The organism is Clostridioides sp. ZZV15-6597, assembly GCF_020657815.1.
Lineage (GTDB): Bacteria > Bacillota > Clostridia > Peptostreptococcales > Peptostreptococcaceae > Clostridioides.
In genome coordinates this window covers 1-14,391 of record NZ_JAGWCT010000042.1, presented here as the reverse complement: position 1 = coordinate 14,391, position 14,391 = coordinate 1, and the positions used below count along the sequence as shown (strand labels likewise).

General features: G+C 23.3%; 20 protein-coding genes. 6 read left to right on the top strand and 14 right to left on the bottom strand.

What is annotated here, in order from left to right:
- The first annotated feature begins 59 nt into the window (after nt 1–59).
- Nucleotides 60–1,301 carry a hypothetical protein gene (locus tag KGF52_RS11085; RefSeq protein ID WP_227840227.1) on the top strand — a complete coding sequence of 414 codons (1,242 nt, stop codon included), beginning with the start codon at nt 60–62 and terminating at the stop codon, nt 1,299–1,301.
- Between the two features lie 254 nt (nt 1,302–1,555).
- On the opposite strand, the gene KGF52_RS11080 is transcribed toward KGF52_RS11085, so the two are convergent.
- The 7 genes from KGF52_RS11080 to KGF52_RS11050 form a co-directional block, all read right to left on the bottom strand.
- The gene (locus KGF52_RS11080) at nt 1,556–2,506 is read right to left on the bottom strand and encodes a DUF5677 domain-containing protein (protein ID WP_227840226.1); all 951 of its coding nucleotides are present in this window, start codon (nt 2,504–2,506) and stop codon (nt 1,556–1,558) included.
- A 188-nt stretch (nt 2,507–2,694) separates the two neighbouring features.
- Nucleotides 2,695–2,928: a hypothetical protein gene (locus KGF52_RS11075; RefSeq protein ID WP_227840225.1), complete on the bottom strand. Its 234-nt coding sequence runs from the start codon at nt 2,926–2,928 to the stop codon at nt 2,695–2,697.
- A gap of 86 nt (nt 2,929–3,014) precedes the next feature.
- Complete coding sequence (locus KGF52_RS11070; RefSeq protein ID WP_107614792.1) at nt 3,015–3,581, bottom strand: hypothetical protein; 567 nt, start codon at nt 3,579–3,581, stop codon at nt 3,015–3,017.
- Entirely contained in the window at nt 3,574–4,365 is a 792-nt protein-coding gene (locus KGF52_RS11065) for a hypothetical protein (RefSeq protein ID WP_107614791.1), read from the bottom strand. Before KGF52_RS11065 ends, KGF52_RS11070 begins: the two co-directional genes overlap by 8 nt.
- 135 nt (nt 4,366–4,500) lie before the next feature.
- On the bottom strand, nt 4,501–4,815 hold the full coding sequence (locus KGF52_RS11060; RefSeq protein ID WP_227840224.1) for a hypothetical protein: 315 nt from the start codon (nt 4,813–4,815) through the stop codon (nt 4,501–4,503).
- Nucleotides 4,816–4,840: 25 nt separating this feature from the next.
- Nucleotides 4,841–5,725 carry a hypothetical protein gene (locus KGF52_RS11055; RefSeq protein ID WP_227840223.1) on the bottom strand — a complete coding sequence of 295 codons (885 nt, stop codon included), beginning with the start codon at nt 5,723–5,725 and terminating at the stop codon, nt 4,841–4,843.
- A 129-nt stretch (nt 5,726–5,854) separates the two neighbouring features.
- Nucleotides 5,855–6,136 (bottom strand): hypothetical protein, encoded by a 282-nt coding sequence (locus KGF52_RS11050; protein WP_227840222.1) that lies wholly within the window; start codon nt 6,134–6,136, stop codon nt 5,855–5,857.
- 222 nt (nt 6,137–6,358) lie between these two features.
- Between KGF52_RS11050 and KGF52_RS11045 the strand changes: the two genes are divergently transcribed.
- Together KGF52_RS11045 and KGF52_RS11040 are read left to right on the top strand one after the other, a co-directional pair.
- Nucleotides 6,359–6,967: an integrase gene (locus tag KGF52_RS11045; protein ID WP_227840221.1), complete on the top strand. Its 609-nt coding sequence runs from the start codon at nt 6,359–6,361 to the stop codon at nt 6,965–6,967.
- 269 nt (nt 6,968–7,236) lie between these two features.
- The gene (locus KGF52_RS11040) at nt 7,237–7,629 is read left to right on the top strand and encodes a hypothetical protein (RefSeq protein WP_227840220.1); all 393 of its coding nucleotides are present in this window, start codon (nt 7,237–7,239) and stop codon (nt 7,627–7,629) included.
- 228 nt (nt 7,630–7,857) lie between these two features.
- On the opposite strand, the gene KGF52_RS11035 is transcribed toward KGF52_RS11040, so the two are convergent.
- The 7 genes from KGF52_RS11035 to KGF52_RS21440 all read right to left on the bottom strand — a co-directional run bounded on the left by KGF52_RS11035 (nt 7,858) and on the right by KGF52_RS21440 (nt 11,421).
- A complete protein-coding gene (locus KGF52_RS11035; protein WP_227840219.1) occupies nt 7,858–8,160 on the bottom strand; it encodes a hypothetical protein in 303 nt (100 codons plus the stop codon).
- 62 nt (nt 8,161–8,222) lie between these two features.
- The gene (locus KGF52_RS11030) at nt 8,223–8,801 is read right to left on the bottom strand and encodes a hypothetical protein (RefSeq protein ID WP_227840218.1); all 579 of its coding nucleotides are present in this window, start codon (nt 8,799–8,801) and stop codon (nt 8,223–8,225) included.
- A 371-nt stretch (nt 8,802–9,172) separates the two neighbouring features.
- Entirely contained in the window at nt 9,173–9,703 is a 531-nt protein-coding gene (locus KGF52_RS11025) for a hypothetical protein (RefSeq protein ID WP_227840217.1), read from the bottom strand.
- Nucleotides 9,704–10,164: 461 nt separating this feature from the next.
- Nucleotides 10,165–10,353, bottom strand: coding sequence for a single-stranded DNA-binding protein (locus KGF52_RS11020; protein ID WP_413927392.1), 189 nt, complete (start codon nt 10,351–10,353; stop codon nt 10,165–10,167).
- 54 nt (nt 10,354–10,407) lie between these two features.
- Nucleotides 10,408–10,659: a hypothetical protein gene (locus KGF52_RS11015; RefSeq protein WP_227840216.1), complete on the bottom strand. Its 252-nt coding sequence runs from the start codon at nt 10,657–10,659 to the stop codon at nt 10,408–10,410.
- 508 nt (nt 10,660–11,167) lie between these two features.
- Nucleotides 11,168–11,299 carry a hypothetical protein gene (locus KGF52_RS21445; protein ID WP_255646311.1) on the bottom strand — a complete coding sequence of 44 codons (132 nt, stop codon included), beginning with the start codon at nt 11,297–11,299 and terminating at the stop codon, nt 11,168–11,170.
- Nucleotides 11,287–11,421 carry a hypothetical protein gene (locus tag KGF52_RS21440; RefSeq protein ID WP_255646310.1) on the bottom strand — a complete coding sequence of 45 codons (135 nt, stop codon included), beginning with the start codon at nt 11,419–11,421 and terminating at the stop codon, nt 11,287–11,289. Before KGF52_RS21440 ends, KGF52_RS21445 begins: the two co-directional genes overlap by 13 nt.
- A 167-nt stretch (nt 11,422–11,588) precedes the next feature.
- On the opposite strand from KGF52_RS21440, the gene KGF52_RS11010 reads away from it, so the two are divergent.
- The 3 genes from KGF52_RS11010 (at nt 11,589) to KGF52_RS11000 (ending at nt 14,260) form a co-directional block, all read left to right on the top strand.
- Nucleotides 11,589–12,473, top strand: coding sequence for a nucleotidyl transferase AbiEii/AbiGii toxin family protein (locus tag KGF52_RS11010; protein WP_227840215.1), 885 nt, complete (start codon nt 11,589–11,591; stop codon nt 12,471–12,473).
- A complete protein-coding gene (locus KGF52_RS11005; RefSeq protein ID WP_107614979.1) occupies nt 12,455–12,886 on the top strand; it encodes a hypothetical protein in 432 nt (143 codons plus the stop codon). The genes KGF52_RS11010 and KGF52_RS11005 overlap by 19 nt, the downstream gene beginning before the upstream one ends.
- Before the next feature lie 357 nt (nt 12,887–13,243).
- Nucleotides 13,244–14,260: a hypothetical protein gene (locus KGF52_RS11000; protein ID WP_227840214.1), complete on the top strand. Its 1,017-nt coding sequence runs from the start codon at nt 13,244–13,246 to the stop codon at nt 14,258–14,260.
- The last annotated feature ends 131 nt before the right edge of the window (nt 14,261–14,391 follow it).

The following is a 14,391-nucleotide window of genomic DNA, read 5'->3' as shown; positions in this document are numbered from 1 at the left end:
TTATTTGGGAATGAAGAATTTAGGGAGAAAAAACTTATGATATAAGGAGAGAAAAGCTTATGATATGCAGGAGTTGTAAAGAGTATGAGGAGATTTTATCAATTCAAAAAAGTTTAGTTGAAAAAGATTTAGATATTAATATTGTCTTTAAAGAATATGCATTTTTAAATGAAGATAAATGTATTAAATGTGAGAACTGTGGTTCAAACATTTATAAAACTGAATACTATTTAGATGAAGAATCTATAGAAGCAATAAAAGATGATATAAAGCTGCAAATAGCAAAGAAAGCAAAGAGCTGTTTTAATGAATGTGAAGATTGTGAACATGGTAATTTTATAAATAACTTAAGATATGATATAGAAAAATTTTTTAATGAAGAAGTTGATAATCCTGGCAAAATGCTTGGAGCAACTAATTTTGAGACAACTTTAGGTGATTTAGTGGAAGAAATAAGTGTTTGGGATTGGGATGAAAATATTGAAAATGAAGTTTTTGAATATATTTCTTGCCCGAATTGTATGTCAGGAACAGGATATAATTATGATGATAAGATGTCATATGGTATATGGAATGAAGATACTATAGTATATACTGAGCGTGATATAAATGATTTTAATGAAAATTTCTATGGTACTGAGCCTATGTATTATGAAATAAAAAAGGAAATATGCAGAGTAGCGAATACATGTAGTTATGAGGATATTATCAGTTTAAAAGAAAGCTATATTAAAAACCCATTACTAATTGATAATACAATTTTTAAAAAGTTAAAGGATTTGGTAGAAACTTTATATAAAAGTGGAAACATGTACATATTAAATGAATTTGATGTATTATATAGAACTAGAATAAATAACAATGAAGAAATATATTCTAAAGATGAGATGTGGGAACCTCCTATAAACTTGGCACAACAGGGAAGATATAATTCAGCTGGTTTTCCAATACTATATTTAGGAAATAGTAAAGAAGCTATAAAAAAGGAAGTAAATAAAGGTATTGATAAATGCTATAATATAGGATTTTTTAAAATAAAAAAAGAATTGAAGTGTCTTAAGATTAATCCACTATTTGATGGTTCATTTGATGGTTTTATAAATGAGGAAGTTCAAGAAAATTCAGTATTTAATGAAGAATATATTGTAACCAACATAATGTCTCTTATAAGTAAATTTGTGGGCTTTGATGGAGTAGCATATATATCTGTAAAAGACCCTCAATATGTTAATTTTGCTATTTTAAGTTATGAAAGAAATAAAGACATTGAGATTATTGAAATAATACAAGAGAAATACTAATATAAAAGATGGTAAACTTAGGATTAGTTTACCATCTTTTTATATTCTTAATCTTCTAGCAAACTTTTACCATATTCTCTAACAAGAGATTCTTTTAGAAAAAGCCATTTATGAAATAGATTTTTTATATATTTTAGAAGCTTCATTTAAGCTTATAAGTTTGTTATGAGCAAAAAAATTATGAACACTCATATGCAAAAGATTTGAAATATCTCTTTTTTTATTTTAAATATTATTTGATATAAAAATTGATTTTAATAAAATTTAACCTCACTCCATTTTTTGGATATATAAGACTCTTTTTCTTTTATCCCTATGTACCATATAGCAACATTTTCAGAGTCTTTATCAGTTAAAAAATATTTACATATATTTATATAGCAACTGGTCATTAATCTCTGTAGAAGCTCAATCTTCATTATAACATCTTGAGAATTTTTAGGAATTTTAGGATTTTGTATAATTGGTTTATTATTAACAACTCTAAAACCTTCCATAGATGCTACTCCATGTACTTTCTTTGACCATTGATTGTATAAAATTAAATAATCTTTCTCCATATTTAATAACTTGCTTAATCCTCTTAAATTGGAAGCAGTACTATGTATTTGATACCATTTAGGCTCTAAATCATGAAGATGTTGTTGACGTCTTCTTAAGTTAATTGCATCTTTTTTTCTAGTTCTATCTTCATCAACAGATTTATACTCAGGATATTTTTCAAATATACTTCTTAAATTTTCAGCAAGGGAGTTCAATTTCTCAGGAGTAAAATTATTATATATATCTTCTCCTATTATTGCTCTGAAATTTTCATGTTCTGCATTATCTGTATTAAGTTTTTCATATAGAGTAATTCTTTCATGTATACTAGTGACTTCATAAGATAAAGCTCTTTTTTCTAATAATCCTTCATCTAAGAATATATAATCTAGACTTAAGGAAAGTTCAAACATATTTCTGAATAATATATCTGATATATTTATAGATGAACCATTAAATAGTGACTGAATGCCATCTACTGTTTCTAATAAATCTCTAAATAAAAATAGTATTACAGTATCAGATTTTTTATTATTCTTATCTGTATTCATTAGATTGAATAAGTATTGTCCATACACACAAATTTCATCTATATGTGATACAGTTATTTCAATTAGCTTCTTATATTTTGGGTCTTCTATTTCTTGTATAAATAAGTCCATTTTAATATCCTCCAAATAAATTAGTATATAAATATAATTATATACTAATTTACATAGATAAACATAATATTAGTATATGTTCATTGGTGATGTTAGAAATAATTTTAATAACAAAAGAAGTAGAGGTATATCAATTGATATATCTCTACTTCTTTTATCATTGGTATTAAATTATATTTTAAATATTCTTAACGTGTTAAATCAGTTTTAGCATAGAATACAGTTTTCATAGAGCCTTTGCCTAATTTTATATATTCTGTATCTTTGTATAAATAAATATTAGCTCTTTTAACTTCACCATTTTTTTCATATGTCACAGTCTTATTAGTTCTTCTTATAATCTTTATTATCTGTGGGATATTACTATCAGCAACTAAAATTGTGGCATAAATTCTTTCAGCTTCAAATTTAAATATATCCATTTCATCATATCTCCTCACATTGAATTTTTAAAAAATTGTACAACTTAATTATACATATATATAAACATAATGTGAGGTTGGTGCTTTTAATAAAAGTTTATATATTTTCTTTTTTCAAGATAATTAGGATATTTTTCTATAGGAAAAGGAGCTTTATATTTAGGTTCTTTTCCATTTAATGCACAATATCTTATATTAAAGTCTTTATAATCAAGACTATTATCTTTTGTAATCCAAAAATAATCCTCTATACTCATTGCTAGGTTTTTTCTACATATATCCCATTCATTATAATGATTAAGTTTCAATTCTTTCAAAATAGAATTAACCTCAGGTCTACATTCTTGAATAGTTCTCTCACTTATCCAAATCCTTATAAATTCATCCCACATATCATCAGTTATATCTTCAATATTTTTTAATCTTGTTATAGGGAAAGGTTCTATCCCTTTATAGTTTTTGTTAGGCTTAAATACAAATTTATCTTTTATAAAATTATAGATAATAGTCCCTGTAGTTTCATTTTTATATTTTAAAAAATAAGAATCACAAGGAGAAGAAGGTCTTATAATTTTACGTGGAGAAGCTTTTTTATATCTTATTTTTTTATTATCATTATTATTAGGTTCTATCATCATATCTAAATTATTCATATAAAACACCTCTTTCTATTAAATATTCTATCCTCAGTTTCAATAAATATTTAATACAATTGATTCTATGTGGTTTTAATAAATCCCTATAGCTGTCAACAATTTTCAATAGTTCAGATAAATTAACTTTTAAGTGAATGTCAGATACTAATTTTATCTGCTCATAATGTGAATTTTTAAAAGGTTTACAGTCATCAACAAGTTCTAAGTCTTCAGGTGAATCTAATTGTAGTTCCTCATCACTTTTATCACCATAAAGTGAAAAACCGTGGTCAAATAATGGAGCGAAAGTTAAATTTTTAGATTCATCTTCCAACATCCCAAAATTTCTAAGGTGTCTATCTATATTATTTATTATAAAATCTACTATTATCATAGTATCTAACTCTTTTTTATTTATGTTAAGCTCTTTGATTAAATAGGTATATAAGTCAATGTCACTATTACCAACAAATTCTCGCATAGTAATATACCTAGAATCTTTTGCAAAGTCATAAGAATAGCATACATCGAAAATTTTATCACTTTTTTCTAATTTAGTATAGTAATATCTAACATGGTTTATACCCAAATTGTGTAATATATCTGATACTAAAGCTTCTGTAAGAGGTTGTATATCACTATATGTATTTCTATATCTAAGACCAGTTTTTATATATATTAACTGATTATTAAGTGTTGCAGTCCATTTGTATAACATACCCTTTGAAGATGAATTTGCACCAAATGTACCATAGATGTCAAACTTTTTATTATCAATATTTAATAGTGTATATTTTTCCATTAAGATAACCCTTTCTAGCATTACAAGTATTTATTTTATTTTAACATAGAATTAAATATGATTGTTTTCTAAAATCAAAAAGAGCCAATCTTAATTTAAAATTGTAGAATGGCTCTCTTATCTGATTATTTACTCTTATTCATATGTATTGTTAATTTCTTTATAAAGAATACTGAAATCTTTATCACAATAGGGATTTGGACATATTAAGTTTTCAATAATAGTATCTCCCTCAACTTCTAAGTCAAGCTGTAATTCTTCATCACAATAAGGACATTTACTTGGATATTTTTCTTCTACATAATCATCATCTTCAAAAGAGCTATTTAGGCATATTGTAACATGTTCTTGATAGCAGTTTGAACATAATTCTTTTGAACAGTTTGTATTAGGGCAACTATTAATTTCATCAGAATGGAAATACCTTCCACATAAATCACATTGTATCATTTTAACATCTTCCTCTCTTAGTTTTTTATTTAATATTTTTATATATAAATTTTGCTTCTTTTAACAATTCTTCCATATTTTCATAGTCTAAAATTTCAAATTCATTATCAAACTTTTTAAATTTCTCTATATTTTGTTTCATATTTGAACCTATATTTTCTGACTTCTTTTCTAGGTTAAATATTTTTTCTAATATGGAAAATAATTCATTTGTTATGTTAATTTTTTTAAAAAGATATTCATAAATCTCAGTATTATTATTTGATGCTTTTACAGTTTCATATTCATTTAAATTATAGTATTCAATAAATGATTTTTCCATTTTCTCTGTATATTTTTGTATTTCTTCTTTTTTATATCCATTAATAAGATAAAGTGAATATGATGTTAAAATTTTATATATAATTTCTAAATCAATTAGTTCATCAAGTAAGGTATCCTTATCTTCATCTGTTAATTTAAAAAATATTTCAATATATATTTTTCTATTTTTTATATCTGGAATCTTTCTCAAGTAGTACCATAGTTTACAAACATAATTTCCATTATCATCTAAATAATTGTAGTTATTTTTTTCTATTTGATTAGCTATTTCCTTAATTAATTCAAATGAAGTTCTTCTCTCAAGTTGATAAAATTTAATATTTTTAAACTTATCATCTGAATTCAATGTGTAATTTCTTGCTAACTTCACATATTTCTTAAGTTTATCAAAATCTAATTTGTTAGGTGTTTTTATACGAAATGATTTTAAAAATTCAGTATCATAATTTTCTAATAAAAATTCAAGTTCGTTTATCTGATACTGTGATATATGATGACACTTTTTTTTATTTTTATAATTTTCAAAAGCATGTTCTTCATTATAAATATGGTTATTTATATTTAATTCATTCCAACGTCTTTGCAAAGTTTTGTAGTTTGGGATTCCAAGTTTAACTTTTTTATCTTCACTAAGATTGTTATAATATTTATTTAATGTAATACACTTATCATCTTTTTCTAAGCATAAATATCCTAATATATGAAATTTTGTGAATTATTTTAAACTCTTTGGTTTTATATAAATATTTTCAAGTACAGAATAATAAATGGAGCTAGGATTAATAATTTCATAATGATATCTAAAAAGTTTCGCAACTTCAAAATATGCACATTCAATTAAATAGTCTATATCTAATGTACATCTATATAATTTGTAGCTCATTATAGTAAATATATCAGAGCTATTTTCATATAGTCCATTATTAATTTGTTCTCTACTACTTAGACCACAAAATTTTACCATTTCACAAGTTTTTGAATCATTATACATAAACACATTCTTCAATCTCCCTTATCAGTTTGTTTGGATATCTGAATTAATCATATAATTTTTCAAGAATAAATTAAAGGACAATTTTTATTGATAAAAAAATAATAAATAGAAATATTATTATAAAACATAATTGGATAAAGGTGATATCATAAAATAGATAGAATTTATATCTTATGTGGTGAAGAAAGTATGACAGTAAAATTTATAATATATAGGAGGGAATTTATGCTTTGGGATGATTTAAAAAGCAAAGATATAAAAGATATTGTAAACTATATTAATGAAAAGTTATCTAGTGGAGATAGCTTAACAAAAATTTCAGTAGAGCTTAAAGCATCTGAAAGTAGTATTAGAAAATTTTTAACTACAAGAGGATATAAAAGAGTCAATGATAAATTTATATATTTTGGTGAAAAAGGTATGATAAATAAAAAAGATAAGTCAAAGCCTTCTGAAATGACTAATTTAATTATAGATGGTGATAAAGTTCATAATTTAGTATCTAGTAAACAATTTCAAGAAAATATGATGTCATTAATAAGAGATTATGGAAAAATACAAAAAGTATTAAAGTGGTTTTCTGAGGATTATGAAAAAATACAAAATATATTAAAGTGGTTTTCTGAAAAAAATATTGATGAGATTATACAAGTAGAAGAAAAAAATATTATAAAAATAGATTTACCTTCTAAAAAGACAGTTAGAAAAACTTTTAGATTGAATGAAGAAGCTAGAGATGCTTTTGATACATTTTGTGGCCAAAATCATGAATACCAAAAAACTGATTTATTAAGCATGGCTTTATTTGAATATATAGAAAAATATAGCAAATAGGAATTTTATAATGCAAATTTAAATAAGCCAGAATAGGGTTATATGAAATTAATAATACTATTTATTGAATAAGCAAGTGAGGAGCTTTAGAAGGCTATCTAAAGCTTCAATATAATTTAATCATATATTTAGGCTTGATTTTAGGATAATATAACTTTTATCGACTTTTCAAATATAAAAATAAACATATATTTATATATAAAACCAAAAAATGTACTTTAAAAGTATATTTTTTTATTTTATAATAAATATAATGAGGAGTTGATAAAATGGATTTGTCTAGAGACTTAAAGAGTGCAATTGTAAAAAGAGGAATTACTCTTACAGCATTAAATAGCAAAGTGAATGGAGAAGATAGTAAATACATTAATTTCTATAAAAGAATAAAAGTAGGATATATTAAATTTACTGATGTTATAGATATAGCTAGATTTTTAGATTTTACTATTATATGTAAAACAGAATATAAGGAGATTGATATGTCTTCTGTAAAAATAGTCGACAGTATGTTGAACTATGCACAATTATTGGATGCATTAGATGTTATTTTTGGAAGTGAATATCAAATTATATGGCAAGATAATAGAACTATAGGTAAGAGTGTAGAGAACTTAACAGAAGTAACTAAAGCTGAGATAAGAGAAAAAAACATATTAAGATAATTGACTGTACCTATAGAAAGTAGTACAATCTAAATAACTTAATGATAAGTTTTAAATAGAGAGAAGAGTAGTATACTATAAAAAAGATTCCAAATTGAACGCTCTATTTATTATAAAAGGCTCAGGTGTCATCGACAAAGAGTCTTTTATTGTTTACATAAATAAAAACAAGTAAGTTACTAAGATAGAGAGTAACCTGCTTGTTTTTTATTAATTTATGTAACATTATTATTCATACTGTATATCATAAACTTCATTCCAGTTAAATTTTCTTGAAAAACTATTTTCAGTATGGGATAACGTAACTATATGAGTTGAATCTTTATAGCTATAGTATAAGATTGTAGTCCCATCAATTTGATTTTTTTTGTATCCTTCATATTTTGCCTCACAAGGAACTTGATTTTCAATGAAATCTAAAGCACATTTAGTTGTTATGACTTTATTTTCATTAGATTGTTCTAATGATGAAAAACCTAATATTGGAAAAGCAACTATACATATAATAATACAGAATTTTAATAGTTTCATAATTATCCCATTTCCATAAATCTATAAATAAGCAGATATTTACATTTGATTATAAATTTATGTTAATAGTTTTCACCTCCTATATTATTAATGTCAACATTGGTTATTTTTATTAACGAATTTAAAATATTTTTAACATCTTCTTTAATGATAAAAAATTTAATAGTTATAATAAGGTTTTTTCCCTCTGATTGGTAAATTCGTTTACCATTGAAATTTATATCTAAGCAATCAACAATAACATCCAAATTACCTTTAAAGTATTTATTGTATAATTCTGGAACATGATTAGTAAATTCTGAAGATATTAACTCTTCTCCACATAATTTTCTAATATCTTTTTTAAAATCTTTTAGATTGGAATTATATTCTGTAACTATATAATTTGCTGTAGTTAAACAAATATCAACTATATATTCCAAATCAAGATTTTCCATACGCAATTTATTTATAACATCTTGAATACATACTTCACTATCATAATTTTTACTTTTTTCACTGTATTCTTTATTAGATAAGATACAAAGTTTTAGCTCATCATTTTCTATGCAAATAACACATTTTGTATTGCTATAGTCATTTACAGTTGTTAATACCTTTTCTACATACTTTCTTACTTCTGTTCTAGTTATATCTTTCATAAAAAATCCCCCAATACATTTTTAAGTTAATTACATTATAAAATATAAAAATAGATAAGTAAAGTATATTTTTTTATATTAAATATAAAATTATTGCGTTTTAATATAAAAAATTATCCTTGAATTACATAATTCGAGAGTTTTTCAAATAAGGTTGAAGGTAAAAGGATTTGTAGATAGAATTGGTAGAAATGATAGATAGGATACTTTATAAACATTTAAGAAGTTAGACTAGGTGTTTTTTATATTATGATAAACTACATTTTAAGATTACAAAATAAAAAAGACCACTTGAGGGGGATATGAGTGGCCTTTTTATCTATACATATATGTTAATTATTTGGATGATTGCAGTTTTAATATCTTATAACTTAAATATAAGATTCATACAATACATAATCTTCATCTACATAGAATCTGTTATCACTAAGATTATCTTCTACATATACATTTGTGAATAATCTAATTAAGTGATTTTCACTTACTTCTGTCATATAATTAAATTCTTCTAAAACTATTTGTTTCAATTTATTAGTCATTATATTTATCCTATGTTTTATTTTTTTGTAACCTATGCTGTGCTCATCTATGTAACACAATCTACTATATAAAGTTATTATATTATTAAGTATTTTCAATCCTTCATCATCTAAAATCTTATGTTTAGCATGAGCAGATTTAATACCTAAAATAAATTTTCTTTTATCTTTAATCTTTATATAACTATTACCATCAAAATTTATAGAATAATCATATAGTGAATCTTTTATATAGTCTAATGTAAGTTTTATCATGTATATTTGACTATCTTGATATGATTCTTTTACTTTAAGTTGTAATTTAGTATTTTTATGATATACTTTCAATAAATCCTCATCATTTAAATAGATTATATTATTCATAATTATATCTCCTTGAAAAGCTTTTATTTTTCTATCATCATCTTCAAATATTTCTTTATTCTTTTGAACTACATTAGTAAAAAAGTATAGCTCATTTTTGATTTCTACTGTTATGTAGTTAAGTAAACAATGTATACCTGAATCTTCTTTTATTATTTTTTATAATATATTCATTTTGAAAACCTCTATAATTAGCAATATATTATAAATGGTATTTGTCTTTGTATTTACATTATAAAATATAAAAATAGATATGTAAAGTATAAAAATAGATATATAATATAAAATTATTTATATTATATATCTAAAAATATCATATATTACATATTCAATTTCTAAAGTATCAAATAGATACTTAGATTAAAGTAGTTGTATATTCTTTATAAAGACCTTGGTATAAGTCTTTCTTTGATTATGTTCATCTGTAATAGTATCTATTCTAAGTGAACCTAATACACATATTAATTTACCTTTGCTAATGATTTTTCAAGTTTCTCACAATGTATAAAATCAGTTTCTTTTTCACCATTACTATTTTTATAATCTCTATTGACAGCAAGTGTAAAAAACAACTTATTAACTTCTGTATTTGTCAAATGTATAACTTCTGCATCTCTCGTAAGTCTACCAATTAAAACTACTGAATTCATAATATGTTTCGTTACTGTAAGCTATTTAGTAATATTTCTCCTTATATTAATTATTTAAATTACATCTTTTGCATAAATAATCTTTTCAATATCTGTTCCAAATTTAATTAACTTTATATATTCACCATGTATCTGGTCCTTTCTAATTTTTACCCTCTTTATATTTAAACTAAGTTTTTTATCAGATAAGTTACTGATTATTTCAAAATATAAATACATTGGAGTTCTTCTTATTACTTTTAAGATAAGATTAGAATAGTCTTTTTTGCTAATTATTTGATATTTTTTTTTACTTTCAAAAAACATTATTTTAGCTCCTTCCATATTGTTGTATAGTAATCTTAGTAAGCATTTATATATTAGCATAAATTTTATATATATGAAGGGTAGTTAGAATTTGTATCCATTATATACATATAATAAAAATAAAAAGATATTATAAATTATATTAAGAGGTCTTTAATTTATTTATATCATCTCAGAAGTTATTTTATATTTTAACTACTTATAACTGATGAAGTCTCTATCTCTGTAGTTAACACACTAAAGGATAAAGGTTTAACTGTAGACAAATAAAATATTTTAAAATAATAAATTAAAAAAAATTATATATATATGTCTAAAAAATGGAGTTTCATTTGTTATATAGTTAAATAGAAATAATAAAGGATGGTGTTTTTAAATGAAGTCAAAGAGAACAAATAAACTACTTGAAACCATAATGATAACAACACTCATATAAAGCTTTACACATAAATAGAACTATATATAAAGTCTGAAGTATTTATATATAGTTCTATTTAATATATATATATTATATTTTACGAAAACTTAAGCCTTCTATAAATAAACCAATATTTAGTGTTAATTCTCTTTCATCAGTTTGCATAATACCTTCTACAAACCCATTTGGAATTGATATTCTACGCAATGCTAAAAAATCCATAATGCATACATCAAATAATTTGATACTTCTCTACTTAATTTCTTAAGTTCTTGTATATTATCTGTTCTTTCAGATAAATTTTTTCCAACATCATAATAAATTTTGTTATTTGTAGTTTTCAATGTTATTCAACTCTTTTAATCATATTATAATAATTATACTACAAGTGAGTATTCTTTGTTTTATCTATTTAAAATAGAGTTTAATGTGTTTATATGTTATAATTTCAGAAAGAGAAGAAATAAAAGTACATTGATGAATATAAACAATAGAATATCATGTAATCTGTTTGGGAAATAATAATACTTTAAAAACATTTATATTAGATGTTTTAGTAAAGAAGGGAATGATACTATTGGTTAACAACAAATGGGGTAATAATAACCAACATAAAGAACATAGTACTTTAGAATATATTGAAGATTTTATATATTGCATGAGTCATAGCAGCAGCTTTAATGATGTAATATTCAAAGGTGGTATAACCTTATTATGTGCATTTAAAAAGTACAATTATGCAAATCGAAGATTGACAAAAGATATAGATATTCATGGTACAGATTATAATAAATGGATGAATTTTAAGAGAGATATTATTAGTTGTTCTAATTATAGTTTCTTTAACGTTAGATATAAAATAATAAAAGAAATAATAACAAATGAAGCTACCAAAAATGAAAGTGTATCAATTGGTGTTTATAATAATAGTGGATTAATTACTAAATTCAGTATAGATGTAAATTTTAAATGGTCTACTTTAGCTGCTGAAAATTATTCTCTGGGTGGATTGGTTAATATCAAAGGATATACAACAGAATTGATTTTAGTTGATAAAATACATGCTTGTGAAAGCAAGCAAATAAATAGACGTTTAAAAGATTTATTTGATGTGTATTCTCTAAGCTTTCTGAAAGAATATAATAGTATTGATTTAGTAAAGCTATATATAGATAAATATAAAGGTATACCAGATAAAATGTATATGTTTCAATTAGAAAACTTAAAAGAATTAGAATATGGATATGGGAAATTAAAAGGAATAGAAGCTAAACCAGATTTTAAACTGATGTATAAAAGAGTATGTAACTTTTTAATTCCACTTCATTATTTTATATTAAATAAAAGTAATGCTAATTATGTTTGGAGGAATAATCAATGGATTTTACAGGAGTGATAAGAAATTCATTTAGTAATGTTTTATTATTTGGAGAATATGCAGGAAGTATTTTAGGAATAACAAATTTTCCTGATAATTATGTGATAGTACAATCTGAATGTGTGGATACAGAAATAGAAACAGATTATTTTACTGTTTATCCTGTTCAAAAGCTAGATTTAAATTATACAGGCAAATTAAGAGATGATGTATGGATAACTAATGAAGCAAGAACCATCTGTGATATGATAAAAGATGACAGAGAATTTGGCTTTATTCAAGAAGCTATAGATGAATATATTATAAATAATGAAAAAAGCGTAGAACATTATAAAGAAGTATTAGATGTAGCTAGACATTATAATATCGAGTCAAAAGTTATGGCCACAATAGATTATGCAAAATCACATGAATATTATGAAGAAAACTAATTTATAGTAACTACATTACTTTTATTAATAGAAATCGTCTTGTTTTTCAAGGTGATTTTCTTTTAAGTATTATAAATTTAATAGAAAAAATAAAATATTTGGAGAGTAGATTATGATAAAAGATTGTTTAGAAGTATTTGAAAAGAAGCTTCTTGAAGAAGGTATAGAGTTTATACTTGAGGATTATAGACACTATCAGATAGTGCATATATAATTGTTAATAGTGATGGCTCTTACAATGTATTTATAGTAAATGAAAATCTTTATGTAAATAGTGAAGAATATAAAAATATAGTACAAAAAGATTACTTATCAAAAACAGTATCTTCTAATAAGTCAATAAAAAGTAAAAGAATAATGAGTAATAGCTATCTTTCCTTTATTACCAAAAAGAAATTTATAGATGTTTTAGGTAAAGATATTGATGAATACTTTAATGTATTTATTAATCCTGAGGTAAAATACAATTCTAAATATGAAAAGGATATAATATCTAATTGGCACATAGACTCTGATAAGGTAAACAATAATAAAGTTTGGATAAAAAATAATCTAATAGATATATCGAAGGAGTTATTATTAGGTCCAGAAGTATATATTAAAATATTCTTTGAAGAAGACAGAGATGAGTATAAATTAGAAAATGAAAAATATCTTATCTTAAATGTTTTTAATAGTAATGAATATTGTAATATTATAGATAATGAAATACTTGGTGTACCAAATAATAATCTAACTTTAAATAGTAAAAAACCATTTTTACTGAATAGAACTAGAAAAAATAAACTTCCATTTCTATTAACTTATGAGGATGCATACCTAGAAAAATTATTTTTTGATTATTTAGAAATCCAATATAGAAAAGGAAATAATATAGTTTATATCAATGAAAATGAAATAATACCAGTAAAAAATGATACTGCTCCAGAAGGATTTTCTGGATATATGCTTATAATTGGTCTGGGTAAAACTGGAGCAGAGATACTTAATTGTGATATGCTTGTTGGATATCAATCAAATATAGAAATGGAGTTTAATGATACATTAAATAGAAAAACATATATATTAAATACATTAGATATGTTAGAAAATAGGATAGATAAGATATTTTTTAATGGTTACTTAAAAAATAATTACTTCAATGAATCAATAAATCAAAATGATTCATTAAGTCAAGTACAAAGCAGAGAGTTAAACAATATAAGAGATGCTATTTTTAGGTTAATTTACTTAAATAGTAAGACAGCCTTTAAGAGTAAGTTTAAGAGGTCATTTGATAATATCATTAAAGATACATACAAAACAAATAATAATAGTCTCTTATATAAACAACAATGTAATTTAATGAGTAGTTTAGAAGCTTATTTTGGATAATTTAATTATATTTATATAAAACTAAAACACAGTTAAATAGCTAGTAAAAAATGCAAAGGGGCTGTCGCAGGAGCAAATTAAATTTGTTCTGTGAGAGCTCTTTTTTACTTACCTTAATAGGTATATTTTTA